The following is a 22,439-nucleotide window of genomic DNA, read 5'->3' as shown; positions in this document are numbered from 1 at the left end:
TGTATTGAGTTACATATCATGATGTGAATTATGCTTTGCTCGGGTATGATTACGGTTCTTTACTTTATGAGAACCGCTCAATGGTTCAGGCTGTCCCGATTGTTTTGGAGCATTTTTTCTCATATCTTTGCCATCGTTTTTGTTCATTTATCATCCCTCCTAATTGTTAGGATGCAGTGATTAAGTCTTTTTATGCTGAATAAATTTTGTTGTTCTGTGCAATTTAACGGTAAACAAAATGAAGGAGTGTGAAAAAAACAATGGAAAAATATCCTTACAACAAGGACAAACAACAGGCATTTCAAGCAGCACAGCAAGGATATGAAGAAGTACAAGGATTTTTTAATCAAATCGTCAATGATAGTGCCAATTATGGCCATCAATTAAAACACCTAAAAAACGAAGTCAACGAAGCCTACCAGCAAATTGAGAACGCTCTTGAGGTAGCCTCAGAACACCAACGTGCTCAATTAGAAAGATTCCAGCAAGATTTACAAAGCATTGTTGCAGAAGTAAATCAGACTGAATAGCGAAATACAACCAAAAAAGAGGCATTCCCACTTTTGTAAGTGGGAATGCCTCTTTTTTTATTGGTTTTTCTTACGTTTTTTATTGTTCATCTTTTCCTTCACACTTAACCCTTGTTCACTAGCCAATTCCTCATTAAATCCGGCACCATTCCCTTGTCCCTTAGCAGCGTTTGCGCCAGGAATTACATGGTTTGATTTGCGCTTTGCCATCTAACATTCACCTCCTGATATTTTTACTATTTCCTTTAAACCTTCAAAAATGACAAGTAATTGGTTTTTTGCGATAATATTAGCGAGAAGTTTTTATTTTTCCTGTAACCGTTTTCGCGTGTGCTTAATAACATTTTCGAAATATTCCGAACAAAATACATAAAAAAATATAAGAAAAACTTATCAATCACAATAACTTTCTTGTTATTTACTTATGTAAAAGGTTGTATTAAGATTAGAATTGTGAGAAAAGTGAAGATGGATGGGAAAATTCAAACTTTTCGACTTTTCGTTAAAATTGTATTATTATGACGAACGAGGGGGTTTTTACACTTGGTAAAAAATGATGTATTTAACGCGCGTTCTTCCTTTGAAGTAAACGGCAAACGCTACCACTATTACCGTTTAGCAGCATTGGAAGAAGCAGGCATTGGTAATGTATCCAAATTGCCTTATTCTGTAAAAGTATTACTTGAATCTGTTTTACGCCAATATGATGGCCGTGTAATCACAAAAGAGCATGTTGAAAACTTAGCAAAATGGGGAACAGCTGAACTTAAAGAGGTAGATGTACCATTTAAGCCTTCACGTGTAATCCTACAAGACTTTACAGGTGTACCAGCAGTAGTTGACCTTGCTTCTTTAAGAAAAGCAATGGCTGACCTTGGTGGAGATCCAGACAAAATCAATCCTGAAAAAACGGTTGATCTTGTTATTGACCACTCTGTACAAGTTGATGCTTATGGTTCTGCTGATTCATTAAAGGTAAATATGGATCTAGAATTTGAGCGTAACGCAGAGCGCTACCAGTTCTTAAGCTGGGCTCAAAAATCATTCAACAACTACCGTGCGGTTCCACCAGCAACTGGTATCGTACACCAAGTAAACCTTGAATACTTAGCTGACGTTGTTCACGTTTCTGAAACTGACGGCGAACTAGAAGCATATCCTGACACATTAGTTGGAACTGACTCACATACTACTATGATTAACGGTCTTGGTGTACTTGGATGGGGCGTAGGTGGTATTGAAGCAGAAGCCGGAATGCTTGGACAGCCTTCATACTTCCCAGTTCCTGAAGTAGTCGGGGTTAAGTTAACTGGAGAGCTTCCAAACGGAGCTACTGCAACTGACTTAGCATTAAAAGTAACCCAAGTACTTCGTAGCCAAGGTGTAGTTGGTAAATTCGTAGAGTTCTTCGGACCTGGGGTATCTGTATTACCACTTGCTGACCGTGCTACGATTGCTAACATGGCACCTGAATATGGTGCAACTTGTGGATTCTTCGCTATTGATGGTGAATCTTTAGAATACATGCGCTTAACTGGCCGTGACGAAGAGCAAATTCAAGTTGTTGAACAATATTGCAAAGAAAACGGCTTATTCTTCAATCCTTCAGAAGAGCCAGTTTATACAAATGTAGTAGAAATTGATCTTTCTGTGATCGAAGCAAATCTTTCTGGACCTAAGCGTCCACAAGATCTAATTCCACTTTCAAAAATGAAAGAAGAGTTCACTAAAGCGGTTTCTGCACCACAAGGAAACCAGGGCTTCGGCTTACAAGCTGACGAACTTGCTAAAGAAGCAACAATTAAATTCAATAACGGTGAGGAAGCTGCCATCAAAACAGGTGCTGTTGCGATCGCATCTATCACTAGCTGTACAAATACTTCAAACCCTTACGTTCTTGTTGGGGCAGGTCTTGTTGCGAAGAAGGCCGTTGAACTTGGAATGGAAGTTCCTAAGTTTGTAAAAACTTCTTTAGCACCTGGTTCAAAGGTTGTAACTGGATACCTTCGTGATTCTGGATTACTTCCATATTTAGAACAAATCGGCTTCAACCTTGTTGGTTACGGCTGTACAACATGTATCGGTAACTCCGGTCCATTAAAAGAAGAAATCGAAAAAACAATCGCTGAAAACGATCTTTTAGTTACTTCTGTTCTTTCAGGTAACCGTAACTTTGAAGGACGTATTCACCCGCTTGTAAAAGCTAACTATCTTGCATCACCACCACTAGTGGTAGCCTATGCCCTTGCTGGAACAGTAAACATTGACTTCGCTAATGAAGCAATTGGTAAAGATAAAGACGGCAATGATGTATTCTTCAAAGATATCTGGCCATCCACTGCAGAAGTAAATGATGTAGTAAAACGTACGGTAACTCCTGAATTATTCCGTAGAGAATACGAGAATGTATTCGGTGATAACGAGCGTTGGAACGAAATCAAAACGAGCAATGAGCCATTATATACTTGGGATGAAGATTCTACTTATATTGCTAACCCGCCGTTCTTTGAAGGTCTATCACCAGAACCTGGTACAGTTGAACCTTTAGCAGGACTTCGTGTAGTTGGTAAGTTTGGCGACTCTGTAACAACTGACCACATTTCACCAGCAGGAGCTATTGGTAAAAATACTCCAGCTGGTAAATATTTATTAGAAAAAGGCGTACAGCCTCGTGACTTTAACTCTTACGGTTCTCGCCGTGGTAACCACGAAGTTATGATGCGCGGAACGTTTGCAAACATTCGTATTCGTAACCAAATCGCACCTGGTACAGAAGGCGGATTCACTACTTACTGGCCAACAGGCGAAGTTACTTCTATCTACGATGCATGCATGAAGTACAAAGAAAACGGTACCGGCCTAATGGTTCTTGCTGGTAAAGATTACGGAATGGGCTCATCTCGTGACTGGGCTGCTAAAGGAACAAACCTTTTAGGTATTAAAACTGTTCTTGCAGAAAGCTTTGAGCGTATCCACCGTTCTAACCTTGTATTAATGGGTGTGCTTCCACTTCAATTCAAAGATGGCGATAGCGCTGAAACACTTGGATTAACTGGTAAAGAAACATTCGAAGTACAAGTAGACGAAAATGTAAGACCACGTGATCTTGTAAAAGTTACAGCTACAGACGAAGCTGGCAACAAGAAAGAGTTTGAAGTTCTTGTTCGTTTCGATTCTGAAGTTGAAATTGACTACTATCGTCACGGTGGTATTCTACAAATGGTTCTACGTGAGAAATTACAAGCTTAAATTAGTTCTCAAGAAAAACACCATGCAGATTTGCATGGTGTTTTTTAACGAAAGGAAGATTAATGAGTATACATCAAATTGCTGCAAGGTATGACCTTGCACCTGAAGAGCTTATCCCCATCACTAGCGGATTCCAAAATTCTGTATATACCTATTACAAAGATGGAAAAGAATATATATTAAGAGTTTCCAATCGAAATAGGAAGAGTCTCTCTGCACTAGAAAATGAATTAAAGTTTATTGCAGCTCTAGAAAAAGAAGAAGTATCCGTCTCACGTCCAGTTCCTTCTAAATATAACCTTTTGATTGAATCAGTGGACCATTTTTTTGTGGTTGCCTTTGAAAAAGCCCAAGGTGTGCCTGTGGATGTTACGGATGCAAATGTATGGAATAGTGATGTATTTTATAATTGGGGAAAACAAATCGGCAGGATGCATAAGGCTTCACAGCGAATACAGCTTGATAGGCCTAAGTGGACAAAAGAGGAGCCCGATCTTCTTGATCTTCTTCCAAAAATTGAATCCAATCTCATTAAAGAGCGATACACTGAACTTTTGGATAAATTAAGAGACTTCCAGCAAGATTCCCATTTGTTTGGGCTTATCCATAATGATTTTCATCAAGGTAATTTTTTCGTAAAGGACAGAAGAATCACTATTTTTGATTTCGATGACTGTGCCTATCATTGGTATGCCTATGATTTGGCTGTTTCCTTTTATCATGCTTACTGGCAGGCGTCATCCTTTACACCAGAACAAACGGATTTTAGTAAGAATTTTTGGCATCATTTTTTGAAAGGGTATTATGAGGAACATACGATAGACATAGAAATGCTGGAACAAATTCCTACTTTCTTGAAAATAAGAGAGATATTTTTATATATGTTATTTTTAGAGAAGTGGGATTTAGACAGCCTGGTGGATTGGCAAGTCTATACGCTCGAAGATTTGAAGTATAGAATAGAGGATCAAATCCCATATTCTAATGTCAATTTTAAGGAATTGATTGACAACTTTAAGTAATATTAAATACAATATATGTATCAAAATGTAAAGGAATGAATTTGGGCCGATGAAGTTATAATCTTATTTTTCAGAGCATGATTCGAATAACGAAAAATGTTGAACCTGAAGAATAGGATTAGTCTGTCCTTTTTTATGTCCTGAACGTACATGTGTAACTCTTAAACCTTTGACAGGTTTATTTGTTGTCTCGTTTATACGGGAACTCATGACCATTACTTGACATAAATCTCTCTTTCAGGTTCATTGAAGGGAGTTTTTTTATGTTTACAAATCAAAAAACGCTACTAAAAGTTACAGGTTTAGATAAAAGTTTTCAGTTACGAAAGGTATTAGATCAGATCCAATTTGAAATTAAAAACGGGGAAAGGATTGGTCTTGTAGGCTATAACGGCACCGGAAAAACAACCTTGGCAAATATTCTTTTCGGAAAAATACTACCTGATAACGGGCACATCGAAAAGCGAACAGATCTACGAATTGGCTACCTTTCCCAATCCATTGATTATGAAATAAATGATTTTCATCAGTCGCTATTCGCTAGTTCGAATATTGAGTTGTTACAGCATGCAAAAGAGCTAGGTCTGAAGAAGGTCTATGATTGGGAGGAAACACGCCTATCCCACCTTAGCGGAGGGGAAAAGCTAAAACTTGCCTTATCTATGATTTGGTCCTCTAAACCAGATTTCTTAATACTAGATGAACCAACTAACCATTTAGATTTTAAAGGGATTGAGTGGCTGGTGTCAGAATTAGAAAAATTCCATGGTCCTGTTTTGATTATTTCCCATGATCGACATTTTTTAGACAGAACAGTTAACCGTATATTTGAATTAGAAAATAGTAAGATTGACTTTTACAATGGGAACTATAGCAGCTACCGTAAGGAAAAACAAAAACGCAGGGAGAACCACCAACACCAATATCAAGTCCAGCAACGCCAAATTGATCTAGTTGAAAAGCAAATGGACCAGTTAAAAGCCTGGTCTGATAAAGCTCACCAAACTTCGACCAAACAAAGCAGAGATTACGGATATAAAGAGTATCACCGGGCTAAAGCAAAAAAAAGAGATACACAAGTTAAATCAAAAATGAAACGGCTGCAAAATGAACTCGAGAAAAATAAGATTGATAAACCCGTGGAAGAAACTGCCGTTAAATTCCAATTTGAAAATAGTGGGAAAAGAGGGAAGCGAATAATTGAAGCTAAAAAGCTAACAAAAGTTTATTCAGATAGGACTCTTTTTCAATCCACTAATTTTTACATTAATCACGGGGACCGCATTGGACTATTAGGTGAAAATGGCTGTGGGAAGTCAACTTTACTAAGGATGCTTTTAAATCAAGAACACGTGTCAGATGGTGAACTGTGGAGGAGTGACACTATAAAAGTAGCCTATATGAGCCAGGATGTAGACGACTTGCCAATTGACAAAACGGTGATTGAGGCACTCGGTTTTACAGATAGAGAAAGCATTCTTAAGGCTAGAACTATGCTGGCCAATTTAGGGTTGACGGAAGCTTTGATTACAAAGCCCATAGCCACATTAAGTTTAGGAGAACGGACCAGGGTCAAACTTGTTGAGATGTTAATGAAGGAATACGATGTGCTAATACTAGATGAACCAACCAATCATTTGGACTTACCAAGTAGGGAACAGCTTGAACGGACATTAACTGAATTTGCAGGTACGATTATTACGGTATCACATGATTATTATTTCCTAAATAAACTGTGTGACCGATTGCTAGTGTTCGAGGAACAGCAGATCAAACGAGTGGAAATGAAGCCTGAGGAATATTTGAATAAAGATAATAAAGATGTACAAAGTTCGAAGGAAGAGCTCTTAATTATCGAAAATAGAATAGCTTCTATTTTGGGGGAATTATCCACTATTGGTCAAAAAGACCCGAAATATCTTGTTTTAGATCAAGAATTTAAGCAACTTCTGCAGCAAAAAAGGAATTTAATCAGCTAAAACCACAAAGAGAGCAAAACTATTTGCTCTCTTTGTGGTTTATTTAAAGTTTATTTGCGAAGATTACATTTTTATTTGAGTACCTTCATTTTTTCAATAATGTGAGAAGCTCTTTCTCTCTTTCTGCTCGCATACCCGATTTCCATTCATCTTCGCGCAAACTTCTTGTCTTTTCCCACTCGTATATTTCAGTTAAACTTTCGTCCATTTTCCTGAAAGTAAGTCCACTTTGCACCGCTTTATCAATATTAATTGAAAAAGCACCCTTCCATGGCTTTTCTAATTCAGGAGATAGCGGGGAATTTTCAGGCACCCATAGAGGCATCTCTGTCCAGGGTGCAACCTTATGATCAAGTAGGAATTCCTCATTCACCCAAACTATTTCAGCATCAGCACCAGTCACCCTAATGCATGCATCTATGAATTGTTCCATCGTGAGAGGATAATTAGGTCCTGTTGCATTAAACGTTCCCGTTGAACAAGAGGTCATCATGTTTAATATCCACAGTGAGATATCTTTGTTGTCAATCAGTTGAATACGACGATTTGGACTTCCAGGGACTAAAACTTTCCCACCCATAGCCACTCTATGTACCCAATATGGAATACGATCTGTATAGTCATTCGGACCAATTAATTGGCCAGCTCGGACATTTAAGTACTTTCCAGGAAAATTCTCTTCTACAATTTTCTCACCTAATGCTTTAAAATGTCCGTAATATTCATATATTGGACCGTCCACATCCTTTGATAGCTCATTTGCCTTTTCCAACGATATGTCTAATACAGGATAGGTTTCATCTAGATTTTCAGGGACCCAGTCTTGATAAACAGATATACTAGAAATAAAAGTATAGTGGTTCACCCGATCTTTAAGTAACTCTGTACTATTTTTTATGGTATATGGAATAAAACCACTAGTATCCAAAACCGTATCCCAATAACGATTTTCCAGTTCATTCAAATCGCCAAAACGATCACCAGTAAGGATTTCAACATCCTTTAGACAGGCATTTTGATTCCCGCGATTAAATATCGTTATTTCATGATTTTGAGATAGCGCTTCTTCGACAAACGCCCGCCCTAAAAACCGACTTCCGCCTAAAACTAAAATTTTCAATCCAATCCTCTCCTCTCATTTACATCTTACTAAAATTTCATATTATTCCGTTAATATTAAGAATTCCAATTTTTAAAAATGAAAGTATTGCATATGTCATGAATATTGTTAAAATTACAATGGTAGAAGTCACACTTATAAAAATAATTACTTCTGAGTGAACTATGAGGAGATGTAGCAAATGGAGCACACTTTTTTACAATCTGTGTCTTATGATAATGGGATATTAAAAATATTAGATCAAACTAAAATTCCAAGTGTAACAGAATTTTTAGAGATCACTAAAATTGAAGATGCATGGGATGCCATTAAGCAATTAAAGGTTCGTGGTGCACCCGCTATCGGAATAGCCGCTGCTTACGGATTAGTAGTAGGAACAAAAGATGCGCCTGAGAATTCTTTTGAGGACTTTTATACTTATTTTAAGAAACAAGCAGATTATCTAGCTACTTCCCGTCCAACCGCAGTCAATTTATTTTGGGCGTTAAAGCGGATGGATGAGCGGGCACTAAAAGAAAAAGATCATCCAGTTGCCCAAATTAAGGCTTCTCTTGAAGAGGAAGCACATACAATACGGAATGAGGACGAAGAAGTTTGTCGTACCATTGGAGAACATGCTTTGACACTGTTGCATGATGGAATGGGCGTTCTTACACATTGCAACGCAGGTGGAATTGCGACAGCGAGATATGGAACAGCTCTAGCTCCACTTTATTTAGCAAAAGAAAAAGGTTGGAATATAAACGTATTTGCAGATGAAACAAGACCATTGCTACAGGGTGCGCGTCTAACTGCTTGGGAGTTAATGCAATCAGGGATTGATGTTACCTTAATTACGGATAATATGGCGGCCATGGTCATGCAAAAAGGCTGGGTTCAAGCGGTCATTGTCGGCTGTGACCGAGTAGCAGCAAATGGCGATGTAGCGAATAAAATTGGTACCTATGGTGTGGCATTATTGGCGAAAGCACACAATATCCCGTTCTACGTCGCTGCGCCACTCTCAACCGTTGATTTAGATACAAAAACAGGCGAGGAAATCCCTATTGAGGAACGTGATGCCTCTGAAATTACGCATGGTTTTGGAAAAAGAACTGCTCCAGAAGGTGTAAAGGTGTTTAATCCGGCCTTTGATGTGACGCCGCATGAACTTGTAACTGCTATTATTACTGAAAAGGGTATACTAAAAGGAAATTACAAAGAAGAGCTTCCAAAACTTTTTCAATGATAAAAGTGGAAAGCGGGTATTTATATGATTTCTGAAATTAAATATAAAAAGCAAATTTGTGATATCGGTAAAAGAATTTATGAAAAAGGGTTTGTAGCTGCGAACGACGGAAACATTTCGATTCGCCTTTCTGAAGATGAATTCCTCATCACGCCTACCGGTGTCAGTAAAGGCTTTTTGACACCCGAAATGATTATAAAGGTAAATGCCAACGGGGAAGTATTAGAGGGAGATTACAGACCCACATCTGAAATGAAAATGCACTTGCTAGTGTATCGTGAGCGGCCGGACATTCATGCTGTTGTTCATGTTCATCCACCATATGCAACTGCTTTTGCCATTGCAGGAATTCCTTTAAATCAGGCAATAATGCCGGAAGCTGTAGTTTACCTCGGGACAATACCAGTAGCAGAGTACGGTACACCTTCAACCGAGGAAGTTCCTGATTCAGTAAAAAAATATGTACATGAGCATCAAGGCGTATTATTAGAAAACCACGGGGCATTAACCTGGGGTAGAAATCTCGAACATGCCTATTACCTTATGGAATCAATGGAATTTACTGCAAAAATTAATTGGATTGCAAAGCAATTAGATGGAGATCGCGAGTTGTCCAAAAGACATGTCCAAACGTTAATTGAAATGAAAGCGAGTATGGGTATAAAAGGAAATTCGCCTCTTGGAGTAGATACTGAAGAGAATGTTCATGCTAAGAAAATTATTTCTTCTACAGGGTCTAATTTATCCGAACAGGACCTTCATTTTATTGTTGACCAAGTGACAAAAAACATCCTTGATGAATTAAAGAAACATCAATAATCAGCAAGCGGTTTACGCTTGCTTTTTCCAATGGCATTTTATGAATTGACCTATATGAATTTGTCACAATTTCGGCAAACCCATGTTTTGTTTCAACAGAGTTTATAGTGTAAAATCGATGTAGCAGATCAAGAACAAAAGGAGGCATCGGGGATGATAAAGAAAATAATTGCTGCCGTTGTTTTAATTACACTCCTAACCGTAGCGATTGTACAAGCAATGGATAAAAAGACAGAGGCACCCGAAACGTCAAGTCAGGCTACTGCAAATAAAGAAGGGCTTGCTATTGGAGGCAAAGCACCCGATTTTCAATTGAAAACACTAACAGGAGAAAACGTCAAACTCTCTGACTTAAAAGGTAAAAAGGTTATGCTTAATTTCTGGGCAACCTGGTGCCCGCCATGTAAAGCAGAAATGCCAGAAATGGAACAATTCTCAAAGCTGGCAGGAGATGATATCGTTATTTTGGCTGTTAACATCGATCCACAGTTGGATGTCAAAGGATTTGTTAATGAAAACAAGATCACTTTCCCTATCCTATTAGATGCTGAAGACAAAGTGAATGAGGCCTATCAAGTAATATCCATACCAACCACATATTTTATAGATACAAACGGGGTAATTCAAAATAAATTTACTGGATCTATGACCCTTGATGTAATGAAAGATTTTACCCGAAAATTAAAATAAGACAAAAGACATTGGTTGATATCCAGTGTCTTTTTTATGTGCTTTAAACATTAAATTAACTTTTTCATTTTTAATAAATTTTCAAAAAGTTGTAATAATTACAACCGTTTCCGGGCATAATAACTGTTACAATAGTAAATAAGGAAGGTGATACTAATGAGAAAACCTAGAAAACGCTCATTTGCAGAACTTGTACTAGAAAATAAATCACAGCTTTTGAAAGATCATGCTGCAATGGAAAAGATTGAACAGCGCTTAGAAGAGAAACGACTCGGGAAAGCAGAGTAATCTCAATGTTTTCCAATCATGGTTTGTAATCCTCATGGGCAAAATGTAACCAAGGAGGGATTATGACTATGGGTAAAGGTTATCAAACGAAACGTTTTCAACCAGACCATGTAGGAACGCAACCACGTGGTTTTAGTGGAAATAAAGGTAAAAAGATGAATGATACATCAGGTAAACATGCACAGGTAATTCAAACTAAAGGTGAATAATGTTTATATATTGAAAAGGCCCACTTCTTAAGCGGGCCTTTTTTCTCTTTAAAATTTCATTATTTTCTCTGTGATATTTTCTGTCTTCCGATACAAACTATATCTGTAGTAAATACACTTCAAGGAGGAATTAGACGTGGCCTATAATAATAAGCCTAATCCAGATGACCGTAGCGATAATGTGGAGAAACTTCAATCCATGATTCATAATACAATTGAAAATATGGAAGCCGCTGAAGAGTCGCTTGCATGTGCAGATAGCGAGCAGCAGCGTCAACAAATTGAAGCAAAAAACCAACGTAGACGTGAAAGTATCGACTCGTTCCGTTCCGAAATTAAGGATGAAGCAAATAACCAACAAAGCTAATTTTACTAAAAAGAGCCTGTTCCAATTGGACAGGTTCTTATTTTTAAACAGTATATTTCTTTTGCTTAGTCTTATTGTGGTAAGATAGAGGGGAAATTTTTATAAAGAAGTGATGATCTTGATACAACGTGCCAATCAACAAATAGAAATAAAATGTACAAATAATACAGTGGGAAAAAGAACTAAACGAATCGGGTGTTCTTTCAAATGAAGGTCTATTAATTAGTGCCATCAGCAAGGAAACGGATCCGAAATCTTTATCGAAACTATTAACACTTGGGGCACTTTCAAGGCTTGGACGCGATAAAGGGGATAGCTTAGCAGCTGTTTGGTTTGCTAAAGCCCTGACACTCGACCCTGAAAACCAAAAAGCAAATGAATTTAGCATCCAATCTGATTGGAAAAAGATGAAAGACCTGTTGTCATCTCTTTCTTTTCCCCCTATTCGAGAAACTGATAATCGTACAGCTAAAAAGAAAACAGCAGAGCAGTACATAGATATTTGTGAAAGCTTTCTTAAAGTTGCCGATGAACAATTACAAGGTTTGCAGGCTAAAGTGGATTTAACCTCCACTATGGTAAATCGACAGCATTTCCTTAAATATCAGAAGCTGTTTGAATTACTTTCAACTGCTATTGAGGAAACCGGTAGTTTGTTAAAGGCAGCGAAGGAATACGATCAATCCATAACTGGTGTCTTCCATACGTCCACTTTTTACGAAGACTTAAAATTGCACATGTCTAATTTAGATGAAATCAAACAAACTTGGGCACAGCAATTTGATGAAGAAGAATCTTCTTCTGCAACTAAAACAGAAAACGCACTCGAACAGTTAAATAACATGATTGGTATGGATTTAGTCAAGAAGCGTGTAAATGATTTTTATCGTTTCTTAAAATACCAAAAACAACGGAAAGAGCTTGGATTCCAAATTAAGGATGAACTCAGTCTAAATATGATATTAACAGGAAATCCTGGTACTGGAAAAACGACACTCGCTCGTTTATTGGCAAAAATTTATTATGAATTAGGGGTTCTACCACGTGAAGAAGTCGTCGAAACTGACCGCTCACAGTTAGTGGGAGGATTTGTTGGACAAACAGAGGAAAATGTTCGAGCCGTCGTGGAGCGTTCTATTGGCGGAGTATTATTTATAGATGAAGCCTATAGTTTAAAACGCGAAGGTCAAACAGGCAATGATTATGGCCAATCCGCTATCGATACACTCGTTTCCTTAATGACAGGAAGTGAATATGGTGGAAAATTCGCAGTGATTTTAGCGGGATATCCAGAAGAAATGCGTACATTTTTAGAAGCAAATCCAGGCCTCCGCAGTCGTTTTCCGCAATCAAATTTTATTCATTTACCTAATTATACCAACAATGAACTCATTCAAATTGCCGAAAAAGTGGCTTTAGATAACGACTATTTACTTACAGAGGAATCAAAAAGTGAAATAGAACTACGACTCGAACACGAGCGTGTAGATGAAACGTTTGGAAATGCACGAACCGTACGAAATATAGTTTTAGATGCTATCTTTAAAAAAGGAGCCTACAAGAAAGCCGTAGAGGAGGATCTACTCGATTATATGCTCCTGAATAAAGAAGATTTTCGTTTGGAAAAAGAGAGCAATCCTGAACCACCGCAAGAAAAATTGGATCGATTAATTGGTCTTCCATCGTTAAAAGAAGAGATGAAGTCCTTAATTTCATTTGTAAAAATGCAACAATTTAGAAGAAAAAAAGGGCTCCCCACCGTTCCTATCCAGCTTCATGCTGTATTTACTGGAAACCCTGGTACTGGTAAAACAACCGTGGCTAAGATTTATGCAGAGTTTCTTAAAGAATGCGGTATCTTGAAACGGGGGCACCTTATTGTTGCCAGTAGAGCAGATTTCGTGGCAGGATTTGTGGGCCAAACTGCAGGAAAAACAAAGAAAAAAATTAAGGAAGCACTTGGTGGTGTATTATTCATTGATGAAGCCTATTCCCTTCTTGGTCATTCAAACAGTGATTTCGGGAAAGAGGTAATTGACACCCTAGTTGATGAAATGACGAAACAAAATGAAAACCTTGTGGTAGTCCTAGCCGGGTATCCAAATGAAATGGACCAACTTTTAGAGAGTAACCCTGGTCTTCGATCGAGGTTTAAAAAATATTTTCTTTTTCCAGATTATTCTTCAGAAGAATTGCTTGAAATTATGGGAACCTATGCTGAAAATTATCAGTATCACTTAACAGAAGAGGCGAAAAGGGAATTAATTGAAACCATTGAAACAGAAAATACTAGCGGCAACGGTCGTTTTGCGACAAACTTGGTGGATGAAATGATCCAAGCACAAGCATCACGGTTAATGGGTTTTGAGCACGAAGAGACTCTTATGGAAAAATCTATGTACCTTGAAGTAGAAGATGTGAATGCAGCTTTAAGAAAAATTAAATAATTTTGTTTGGATGAGAGGAGTACTTTTCGTGGAAAAATATTATCAATCGACTAGAGAGATTCAGCTTTACTATGCAGATACAGATATGATGGGTGTCATTTACCATGCCAATTATTTAAAGTTTTTTGAGCTAGGCAGAACAGGATTTATTGAAGATCTCGGATATAATTACTTAGCGATGGAAGAGTCCGGTTACTATGCCCCTGTATATGATATTCAAATCACATATAAAAAACCTTTACGGTATGGTGATCAAGCCTTTGTAAAAACATGGGTGGAGTTAAACGATGGAATAAAAACTATTTATGGCTATACAATTGTAAATGGAAACGAAGAAATTTGTGCAGAGGGAACATCCACTCATATTATTGTCAAGAAAGAAAATTTCAGGCCTACTTCTTTCAAGAAAGCCTTTCCTGAATGGTATTTAAAATATGAGGAAGTAAAGAAAAAATAGCAATTGAATCCTCCTGAAAGCACGGATTGCCGAGGTGTGTCTGATTAGGGGTGATGTTGTGGCATTCGGTATTAAAAAAAAGGACATCTTAGATTGGAAAAGAAAGATTGATCGTGGAGAGATTGCTATCCTAACCCACTATTGGCTTGATGATCGTTTCCCAGGAGCAAAAACTGTTTCAAAAGTTGGGTGTGCCGATCTTGAAAAGCTGGTTGCCTGGGGAAGAAAGTACGGGTTAAAGAAGGAATGGATCCATCATAGAGCAGATGGGTATTCGCATTTTGATTTAATTGGAGAACGAGGAAGAGAAGTTTTACAAAAGGCAGGCTTTACTGAACATATTTGGGATAAATAAAAATGAGGCTGGCTCTTGGTGAGTCAACCTCTATTTTTTATTTGTTATATTGAAAAACAGGCTCTTCATAGGTTTCTTTATATTCAATGGTTAAATCATGGTCATCAAAAAACCATAAATCTTTTTCTTCAATATAAAAGTTAATTCCATCGACTTCTGACTTTGTGCCAATGTCGATTGGTTCGTCAGTAGAGATACCTAGAGAAAAACCACTTTGGACAGTGCTACATCCTCCATAGCGGGCGAAAAAGCGAACATAATCACCATTGCTAAGTCCGAGCTCCTTTTTATACCATGCTGCTGCTTCATTTGTAATATGTATTTTCATATGATGAACTCCTTTCTACTGGCTAATCATTTTATTATATAAGAAATAATATCGAGAATCGACTAATTTGACTAATACATGCTTTATCATACCCTAAGACATTCTCCTGTATAAAGAAATAAAAATAAAAGGCTCCGATCTAACGGAGCCATTGATACATGTGTTGCTGGATTTCCTTGTATTTTGCCTCTGCATTCGGAAGCCCAAAAGTATTCGCCATTTGTAACGGAACGACCTTAAACTGATGATCTTTTTGACTCGAGACATAAGTAGGGAAAAAGACAGGATTCGAGATTTCGATTGTTTTTCCATGATCCGTGACCTGTTTCGTCACATCGATTGTTGCCAGACCACCAATGTCTTTATAATGATTATTTTGTCCTGAAATAAAGTTGCCTAATGAATAGACCACAAATACATTTCTGCCATCTGTTGTTTTAATCCATTCCATTGGCTGAAGAACGTGTGGATGGGATCCAAAGATGATATCCACTCCTTCATTTGCCAGGAAACGGGCTAAATCTTTTTGTGCATTAGTAGGGATTCTTTGATACTCATTTCCCCAATGTATGCTCATAACAACAATATCTGATGCCTTTTTTGCACGGCGTATTTCTTCTTTCATTTTATCACGATTAATCAGGTTTACTAAGAAATCCTGGCCTTTTGGAACTCGTATCCCATTTGTGCCATACGTGTATGATAGGAAACTTATATTAATTCCATTTTTGTTTATAATACGCAACTTTTGCTGATCTGTGGTGTCCACAAAACTGCCTACATGGGGTAATCCAATGCTTTCTAGATAAGCTGTTTCTGATTGTATCCCTTTGGAACCCTTATCTAATGTATGGTTGTTGGCTGTAGAGACAATATCTACACCGGAATGAAGAAGGGTATCAGCTACTTCAAACGGACTATTAAACCTGGGATATCCCGAAAGCCCCAGATCAGTTCCACCTAGTATACTCTCTTGATTAGCCGTTAACACATCAGGCATTTCTAAAAGATTTTTTACATTTTCAAACATAGGATTGAAATTATAGCCTGTCCCATTAAAGGCATCTCGATAAATGACATCATGTATGAGGATATCTCCAATCGCACCAATTGTTACTTTCTCTATTAGATTTCGATGCATTAATTTGAAGGGACGGGTACTATGATTTTTAGAAGGGTAAACTTTCTTTTCTTTTACTCCTGTTTGTTCTTTGACGAAAAGAACAGATGCTAGTGTTGCACAAATGATCATAATAAAAACAGAAGGAATAATGGCTTTCTTTCTCATAAATTCTCCTTGTATGAGCTAATTCAAGCAAATTATTTTTGTGCCCCATGATAATACTATAATATATTAATATGATTTTTTAAATTTTTTCTTAAATAAATCATAAGAGATAGGATCGTGAGGTTAAATGTTTCGTATTACGGGAAGTGCACACAAGTTTTTACAGGAATTAGTTATCAAGGAAAAAAAGCCTGAGGATGAAAATCTTTATGTCCGATTAAGCATGGGAATTGGTTGAGGGGGACCCAAATTAAATCTGTCTCTGGAAGAGCGGAAAATTCAAGGGGATCTTACATTTGAGTTCGATGACTTAACCATCCTAATACATGAAAAGGAATTTGTTTACTTTGATCACACTAAGCTTGATTATTCTGACGATGTATTAGGAAATAAGAAATTCCACCTATTGAAAATGTAAATGAAGGGCTGCCCTATCAATGGACAGCCTTTCATTTCTTTTGTTGTTATTGGTCATCAAATTCATCTAGGAATTCTAGTAATTCATCAAAATTTCTTGTAATTTTTATTGGAGAATGGTCTGAACTTTCTTCAGGGTTTATGAACTCGATAATAAAATCATTTACATCTGTGTTATTTGACACAATGCTTGAGAAAAATAAATCTTGTTTCACATTTTGCATGATTATCCCTCCAGTCATTCACATTCACTTACTCTTATTTTAAAGGAAATATAAGGGAAAAGAAGGAAGGAATTTCGACAATTTCATGAAAAGTGGCTATAAAAGAACCATCATGTAGGTTCTTTTATAGCCACTTAATTTTTGGTTCTGTTTTATTGATAATTCTTTTAATATTTGCTCGATGGCGGTAAATGACGAATGATGCCAGAAGGGTTACTGCAATTAATAGTGGGATATCCCATATGATAAGTGCATAAATCACCCCACATAGTCCAGCGATCATAGAAGAAAGGGAAACATATTTGGTTATGTACAGACCTAAGAAAAACACGAGCAGAACAGTAATGAACATAAATGGTGCACAGAGTAATAGAACTCCACCTGAAGTGGCTACAGCTTTCCCCCCTCGGAATCCAGCAAAGATTGGGTATGTGTGCCCAAGTACTGCTAGTACACCTGCGAGTAACGGGTTAATGTCGACAGAAAAAAGATGTGGTAAGGCAGCCGCTAATGTTCCTTTAAGGATATCAGCAAGAGTTACAGCAATGCCTGCTTTTACTCCAAGTGTTCGGAAAGTGTTCGTTCCCCCTAAATTGCCGCTTCCGTGACGACGAATATCGGTTTTATAAAAAACTTTACCGACAATTAAACCAGAGGGGATGGAGCCTAACAAATAGGCTAGGATCAAGACTAAAATAATTTGAACCATTAACATTTTCTCCTTCAATAAAAAGATCCAGTTCTTCTATTTTACCATGTATTGATAAAAAAACACTATTGCTTTCTTGAATTACTGAAATTATTAGTATGAAAGGATAGCTAGTGATCCTAAAAATATCTTCTAAATTGTACCGAGATACCTTAGGATAGAAATAAGGAGGAAGGGAAGATGGCACGTCTAGACTATGCAAAAAATAAAAAACGCTCAACTAAATGGATAATCGGTGGATTAATAGGTTCTTGTCTACTTATTTTTAGTTCTATTTTTTTCATGTTATATCCATTTGCATCAACAGAAAAAAAAGCTTATTTCGAGGGAAAGCATCCCATCCTTTTCAAGGGAAAACAGTTGGGAAATGCCCTGATTGAGGGAAATTCTCTGTATGTTCCACTCACATTTTTTAAGAAGAATATTGATTCTTCAATTCATTATGATGAAAAATCGAAATCCGTCATTATTACTACAACAGATAAAGTAGTACAAATGTCAACTGATTCATTAACTTATTTTGTTAATCAAAAACCAGTAAATCTACAGCTTTCTCCCATTCTAGTAAAAAAGGGTGAAATCTATGTTGCCCTTGATCCAGTTCTTTCGTTTTACTCCATTCAATATAAAACATTACCGGATAGTATGGCTATTTGGATTCAACACGATGATGAGCAATACGATAATGGTAGGTTATTAGAAAAGGACATTAATAACGAAAAGCTTAGACTTCGTACGGAACCATCTTGGCATTCACCGTATGTTGCGGAAATGAGACCAAAGGAAAAGGTTATGATTGAAGGTGTAAAGGACAATTTTTACCTTATCAGGAAAGAAAACGGTATTAGCGGCTATATAAAAAAAGAATATGTGATAAAAGGGGAGCACGTAAAGGTTAGTGTAAAGAAAGAACGAAAAACGTTTCAAATCCCGAAAATAAATGGCCCTATCCAATTAACATGGGAAGCCGTCTACACAAAGAACCCTAATATAACAAAAATTCCGGAAATGACCGGTTTAAACGTGGTTTCTCCAACCTGGTTCTCTCTAGCAAGCAATACTGGAGTTGTTAAAAACCTTGCATCACTTGACTATAGTAAATGGGCACAAGGAAAAGGGTATCAGGTTTGGGGAGTGTTTTCTAATTCATTTGATCCAAAACTCACCCATGAAGCATTCAAAGATTATGAAACGAGAACAGCGATTATCAGGCAGTTGCTTCATTTTAGCCAAATGTATCATCTTCAAGGGATGAACTTTGATATTGAGAATGTTAATCCCGAGGATGGGCCGTTAATTACACAATTTATGCGAGAGGCCGCCCCTTATCTTCACGAGGCAGGTCTGGTGATATCAATGGACATCACCTTCTCCGCTGGTGAAAACAACAATTGGTCTTCTTTTTACGAGAGACCCAAGCTTGCGAATATTGTTGATTATCTTATTGTTATGGCATACGATGAGCATACGAATGCCGCCACTGGAGCAGGAAGTGTAGCAAGTTTGCCATGGGTGGAAGATAATCTTGATAGACTTTTAACAGAGGTGCCCCATGAAAAGTTAATTCTAGGTGTGCCTTTATACGCTAGGCTCTGGAAGGAACAGACGAATGCCGATGGTACGGTTGAAATTACTTCAAAGGCACTAGCAATGGATAAAGTGAAGGCTTGGCTGTCTGAAAAAGGTGTGCAACCTAAATATGATGAGGCAAGCGGACAGAACTACGCTGAATTTTATGCAGCAGAAGAAAGTGCAACCTATAAAATTTGGATTGAAGATGAATTTTCACTAAATAAACGAGTAGAATTGGCTATCAAATATAAACTTGCTGGTATTGGAGCATGGTCCCGACTGTTTGGGGATCAAACGGCATGGACTGCCTTAAATCTACTAGCTGAGAGAACTGTGTCGCAGAAATGAGCAAAGAGGAACATTCCTCTTTGCTTTTTTATTTTCAACCTTTATAGGTAACTAAGAACAATTAGAGTCAATTTTATTACAAAAATATGGAGAATTTTCAAACCATTTGTTAACTCGTTGAAAGCCGTGCATAGAGCCCCTATAATTTAGTTAAAATCAAATAAACAAGCTAAGACCGGCCGAATCATTACTATAAAACGGGCGGTTTTCTTACATACCATTCTTAAATCAAAGAAAGAGGTGATCATTTCATGGCAAAAAATATCAAACAATATTTAAGCAATCAATATCCTGATATCCATGTGTTATTCGTAGAGGAAGAGGGATTTTCAAGGGAAAAGCTTTTCCGGATACTAAAGCGACGATTTTCAACTATTTATGTGGCAAAAGATAGCATGACAGGCTTTCAAATTTTTCAACAGCAGCATCCAGATTTAATTATTGCTGATATTAAACTGGATCAAGGAAAACAGGTAGAAATGATTCAAAAAATACGAGAAATAAATGACAAAGTACAGGTAATTCTAACAACAGTCCATGATGTTAGTAATGATCCCTCTATAAAAAATATGATGCAGAGTGCTAATCATATCATCTTAAAGCCCTTTGATTTAGATATATTATTTAATGCCATTCAATCATCTATATGCCAAATTCAACTGGAAAAAGAAATCAAAACCAGTTTAAATTCCCTTGTTCCGATAACATACAAGATGAATCATTTGAGGTTTTATGACTATTTGAGCCATGTGTTGGAACAAGCCAATCAATTTAGTCAGACACTCTCCCTTATTAAGATTGAAATCGATTTTTTCAATAAGATCTCAGATTGTTTCGGAAAGACGGCGGCTGAAAAGGTGTTAAACACGATCATAACAATTATTCAACAGCGGATAAGTGAAAAAGATATTTATGAACACTGGAAAACGGAAGAATTTCTACTCTTACTCCCTAATACCAATGAACAGGAAGCCACTGAAATTGCTGAATCTCTTCGTAATTTAGTAGAGAACTTTAATTTTGGAGTAATTGGGAAAGTGACATGCAGCATCGCTGTGACAGTTTACGAAAATGGTAAATCAAACATAGACCTGCTGAATGAAGTAGATTTAGCCCTTTCTATGTCAAAATCGAACGGAAGAAACCAAGTAACTACGTACAGCAAAGAAGAATAAGAAGGTGCGCGCATTGTTAGTAATAAATTTAATGTTATTCCTTTCCATTTGCTTTTTTATAATCACCATTTCCTACTTGATCTATAAAAACCGAGAGCTTACGACAAAGCTGAAGTCGAGTGAGGGAAAAAATCGGGACTTAGCAAATAAATATAAATTAGTTAGCCAAGAATTAGATTCACCTACTCATGATGAAGAAACTAGATACAGAAAAAAGGATCTTCTTCAACTCCATCAATCTAAATTTACAGTCTTAAATGAAATCAGTTCTAGTATGGAACAAGAGTGGATACAACATTTAAACAGTCTATCATTATTGGTTCAGGATGTAAGAGAGGCACGTGCTTTCGGAGAAATCGACGACTTGTATATTGACACATTTATCAATGAAAGTATGTCTCAAATAAAACATTTAACACAGTCAGTAAGTGACTTTCGTAAATTTCAACTGGATAATGCCATTAAAGAAGCATTTTCAGTGGGTGATTCGATTGAATACGCCTTAACATTATTTTCCTCGAGTCTTCACAATCATAATATTCATGTGAATTTTGAATATCACGGCCAACAAATGGGTTATGGTTATTTAAATGAGTTCAGTTATATGCTATTGATTATGTTTATAAAAGTCCGAGATGCATTTTTAGCAAACGGCATTCAAAACAAGAAAATATATATTCATTTGAACGAAACAGAAAGTTTTGTAACAGTCGATATTCAGGATAATGCAGGTAAAATCGAATCAGAGGATTTGCTAAGGATAATGGAAGCTGATGTTACCACTGATTTTCCAGGAGGAGAGCTAGAACTATACATGGCAAAAATAATTCTTGAGAGAATGGATGGTAGAATCTCATTTGAAAGTACTAGTGAGGGTACAAGATTCCTCCTAGAATTACCGAAGGCGTGTAAAGTAATAAATCCCGTATCTTCTACAATGTAAGTACTAAAAACTCACTACTCAACGGGTAGCTTTTTATTTTATGAAAGCGTTTTATTATGTTTTTCCCTTGTTTATCGGTAAAATAAAAGAAAACAATGTAGGAGTGAGAGTCATGACAGTTGAGATTCCTAGCCGTGAAGAATTAGGAGCTATTTTAAAAAAAGCAAAAAGAATTGCGGTTGTGGGTTTGAGTAATAACCCTGAACGTACCTCTTATCAAGTTTCAGCAGCGATGCAAAAAGCAGGATATGAGATTATCCCGGTGAATCCTACCATTAATGGAGAGGTATTAGGAGTAAAAGCTGTAGGTTCTTTAAAAGAGATCGAAGGACATGTTGATATCGTAAATGTCTTCCGTCGTTCCGAGCAATTATTTGAAGTTGCGAAAGAGTTTGCTGATATCGATGCAGAAATCTTTTGGGCCCAGCTCGGGCTAATGAATGAAGAAGCCTATGATTATCTAAAAGAAAAGGGCTATACGGTAGTCATGGACCGGTGTATTAAAGTAGAGCATGCATTAACAAGATAACTCACAAAAAACTGCTAATCATTAGCAGTTTTTTCTATTTTTGTTAACAAATAATGAGAAAAATTATATTACAAAATTATGTTGTTTCAAATTACGTATTTGCCAAATCTGAATAAATCGCTACAATTAAGCATAGACGTCACAAG

The 22,439-nt window shown here is 37.0% G+C and carries 24 protein-coding genes; 17 read left to right on the top strand and 7 right to left on the bottom strand.

What is annotated here, in order from left to right:
* Positions 1–9: 9 nt before the first annotated feature.
* The gene (locus QE429_RS13865; protein WP_024026873.1) at positions 10–147 is read right to left on the bottom strand and encodes a small acid-soluble spore protein P; all 138 of its coding nucleotides are present in this window, start codon (positions 145–147) and stop codon (positions 10–12) included.
* A gap of 113 nt (positions 148–260) precedes the next feature.
* Between QE429_RS13865 and QE429_RS13860 the strand changes: the two genes are divergently transcribed.
* On the top strand, positions 261–530 hold the full coding sequence (locus tag QE429_RS13860; protein ID WP_307290814.1) for a hypothetical protein: 270 nt from the start codon (positions 261–263) through the stop codon (positions 528–530).
* Positions 531–587: 57 nt separating this feature from the next.
* On the opposite strand, the gene sspO is transcribed toward QE429_RS13860, so the two are convergent.
* Positions 588–740 (bottom strand): small acid-soluble spore protein O, encoded by a 153-nt coding sequence (gene sspO / locus QE429_RS13855; RefSeq protein WP_307287702.1) that lies wholly within the window; start codon positions 738–740, stop codon positions 588–590.
* A gap of 333 nt (positions 741–1,073) precedes the next feature.
* Between sspO and acnA the strand changes: the two genes are divergently transcribed.
* From acnA to abc-f, 3 genes are all read left to right on the top strand, one after another.
* On the top strand, positions 1,074–3,779 hold the full coding sequence (acnA, locus tag QE429_RS13850; protein WP_307287700.1) for an aconitate hydratase AcnA: 2,706 nt from the start codon (positions 1,074–1,076) through the stop codon (positions 3,777–3,779).
* 62 nt (positions 3,780–3,841) lie between these two features.
* Positions 3,842–4,801: a phosphotransferase enzyme family protein gene (locus tag QE429_RS13845; RefSeq protein ID WP_307287698.1), complete on the top strand. Its 960-nt coding sequence runs from the start codon at positions 3,842–3,844 to the stop codon at positions 4,799–4,801.
* Between the two features lie 263 nt (positions 4,802–5,064).
* Positions 5,065–6,780, top strand: a complete 1,716-nt coding sequence (abc-f, locus tag QE429_RS13840) for a ribosomal protection-like ABC-F family protein (RefSeq protein ID WP_307287697.1) — start codon at positions 5,065–5,067, stop codon at positions 6,778–6,780.
* An 85-nt stretch (positions 6,781–6,865) separates the two neighbouring features.
* On the opposite strand, the gene QE429_RS13835 is transcribed toward abc-f, so the two are convergent.
* Positions 6,866–7,900, bottom strand: a complete 1,035-nt coding sequence (locus QE429_RS13835) for an NAD-dependent epimerase/dehydratase family protein (protein ID WP_307287696.1) — start codon at positions 7,898–7,900, stop codon at positions 6,866–6,868.
* Between the two features lie 181 nt (positions 7,901–8,081).
* Here QE429_RS13835 and mtnA point away from each other — a divergent pair, with 181 nt between their 5' ends.
* The 9 genes from mtnA to QE429_RS13790 all read left to right on the top strand — a co-directional run bounded on the left by mtnA (position 8,082) and on the right by QE429_RS13790 (position 14,760).
* Positions 8,082–9,128: an S-methyl-5-thioribose-1-phosphate isomerase gene (gene mtnA / locus QE429_RS13830; protein ID WP_307287695.1), complete on the top strand. Its 1,047-nt coding sequence runs from the start codon at positions 8,082–8,084 to the stop codon at positions 9,126–9,128.
* Positions 9,129–9,152: 24 nt separating this feature from the next.
* Entirely contained in the window at positions 9,153–9,947 is a 795-nt protein-coding gene (locus QE429_RS13825) for a class II aldolase/adducin family protein (protein ID WP_307287694.1), read from the top strand.
* 153 nt (positions 9,948–10,100) lie between these two features.
* Complete coding sequence (locus tag QE429_RS13820) at positions 10,101–10,637, top strand: redoxin domain-containing protein (protein WP_307287693.1); 537 nt, start codon at positions 10,101–10,103, stop codon at positions 10,635–10,637.
* Between the two features lie 156 nt (positions 10,638–10,793).
* Positions 10,794–10,925, top strand: coding sequence for an FbpB family small basic protein (locus QE429_RS13815; RefSeq protein WP_307287691.1), 132 nt, complete (start codon positions 10,794–10,796; stop codon positions 10,923–10,925).
* Positions 10,926–10,993: 68 nt separating this feature from the next.
* On the top strand, positions 10,994–11,134 hold the full coding sequence (locus QE429_RS13810; RefSeq protein WP_335527850.1) for an acid-soluble spore protein N: 141 nt from the start codon (positions 10,994–10,996) through the stop codon (positions 11,132–11,134).
* A gap of 136 nt (positions 11,135–11,270) precedes the next feature.
* Positions 11,271–11,501 (top strand): small acid-soluble spore protein Tlp, encoded by a 231-nt coding sequence (gene tlp / locus QE429_RS13805; protein WP_307287687.1) that lies wholly within the window; start codon positions 11,271–11,273, stop codon positions 11,499–11,501.
* Between the two features lie 407 nt (positions 11,502–11,908).
* Positions 11,909–13,948, top strand: a complete 2,040-nt coding sequence (locus QE429_RS13800; RefSeq protein ID WP_307287685.1) for an AAA family ATPase — start codon at positions 11,909–11,911, stop codon at positions 13,946–13,948.
* Positions 13,949–13,976: 28 nt separating this feature from the next.
* The gene (locus QE429_RS13795; protein WP_307287683.1) at positions 13,977–14,405 is read left to right on the top strand and encodes an acyl-CoA thioesterase; all 429 of its coding nucleotides are present in this window, start codon (positions 13,977–13,979) and stop codon (positions 14,403–14,405) included.
* A gap of 58 nt (positions 14,406–14,463) precedes the next feature.
* Positions 14,464–14,760: a hypothetical protein gene (locus QE429_RS13790; RefSeq protein WP_307287681.1), complete on the top strand. Its 297-nt coding sequence runs from the start codon at positions 14,464–14,466 to the stop codon at positions 14,758–14,760.
* Between the two features lie 37 nt (positions 14,761–14,797).
* Here the strand turns inward: QE429_RS13790 and QE429_RS13785 are convergent, their stop codons facing one another.
* The 4 genes from QE429_RS13785 to plsY all read right to left on the bottom strand — a co-directional run bounded on the left by QE429_RS13785 (position 14,798) and on the right by plsY (position 17,726).
* A complete protein-coding gene (locus QE429_RS13785; RefSeq protein ID WP_307287679.1) occupies positions 14,798–15,088 on the bottom strand; it encodes a HesB/YadR/YfhF family protein in 291 nt (96 codons plus the stop codon).
* A 139-nt stretch (positions 15,089–15,227) separates the two neighbouring features.
* Positions 15,228–16,376, bottom strand: a complete 1,149-nt coding sequence (locus QE429_RS13780; RefSeq protein WP_307287678.1) for a CapA family protein — start codon at positions 16,374–16,376, stop codon at positions 15,228–15,230.
* Between the two features lie 464 nt (positions 16,377–16,840).
* Complete coding sequence (locus QE429_RS13775; RefSeq protein WP_307287676.1) at positions 16,841–17,035, bottom strand: hypothetical protein; 195 nt, start codon at positions 17,033–17,035, stop codon at positions 16,841–16,843.
* 106 nt (positions 17,036–17,141) lie between these two features.
* Positions 17,142–17,726: a glycerol-3-phosphate 1-O-acyltransferase PlsY gene (gene plsY, locus QE429_RS13770; RefSeq protein WP_307287675.1), complete on the bottom strand. Its 585-nt coding sequence runs from the start codon at positions 17,724–17,726 to the stop codon at positions 17,142–17,144.
* Positions 17,727–17,906: 180 nt separating this feature from the next.
* Here plsY and QE429_RS13765 point away from each other — a divergent pair, with 180 nt between their 5' ends.
* From QE429_RS13765 to QE429_RS13750, 4 genes are all read left to right on the top strand, one after another.
* On the top strand, positions 17,907–19,646 hold the full coding sequence (locus QE429_RS13765) for a glycosyl hydrolase family 18 protein (protein ID WP_307287674.1): 1,740 nt from the start codon (positions 17,907–17,909) through the stop codon (positions 19,644–19,646).
* 251 nt (positions 19,647–19,897) lie between these two features.
* A complete protein-coding gene (locus tag QE429_RS13760) occupies positions 19,898–20,821 on the top strand; it encodes a GGDEF domain-containing response regulator (protein ID WP_307287673.1) in 924 nt (307 codons plus the stop codon).
* A gap of 13 nt (positions 20,822–20,834) precedes the next feature.
* Positions 20,835–21,764 carry an ATP-binding protein gene (locus tag QE429_RS13755; RefSeq protein WP_307287672.1) on the top strand — a complete coding sequence of 310 codons (930 nt, stop codon included), beginning with the start codon at positions 20,835–20,837 and terminating at the stop codon, positions 21,762–21,764.
* 112 nt (positions 21,765–21,876) lie between these two features.
* Positions 21,877–22,293, top strand: coding sequence for a CoA-binding protein (locus QE429_RS13750; RefSeq protein ID WP_307287671.1), 417 nt, complete (start codon positions 21,877–21,879; stop codon positions 22,291–22,293).
* Positions 22,294–22,439 lie beyond the last annotated feature (146 nt).

It is taken from the genome of Bacillus sp. SORGH_AS_0510, from assembly GCF_030818775.1.
Taxonomy (GTDB): Bacteria; Bacillota; Bacilli; order Bacillales; family Cytobacillaceae; genus Neobacillus.
The sequence above is the reverse complement of the archived record's forward strand: the minus strand, read 5'-3'. Positions and strand labels throughout refer to the sequence as shown.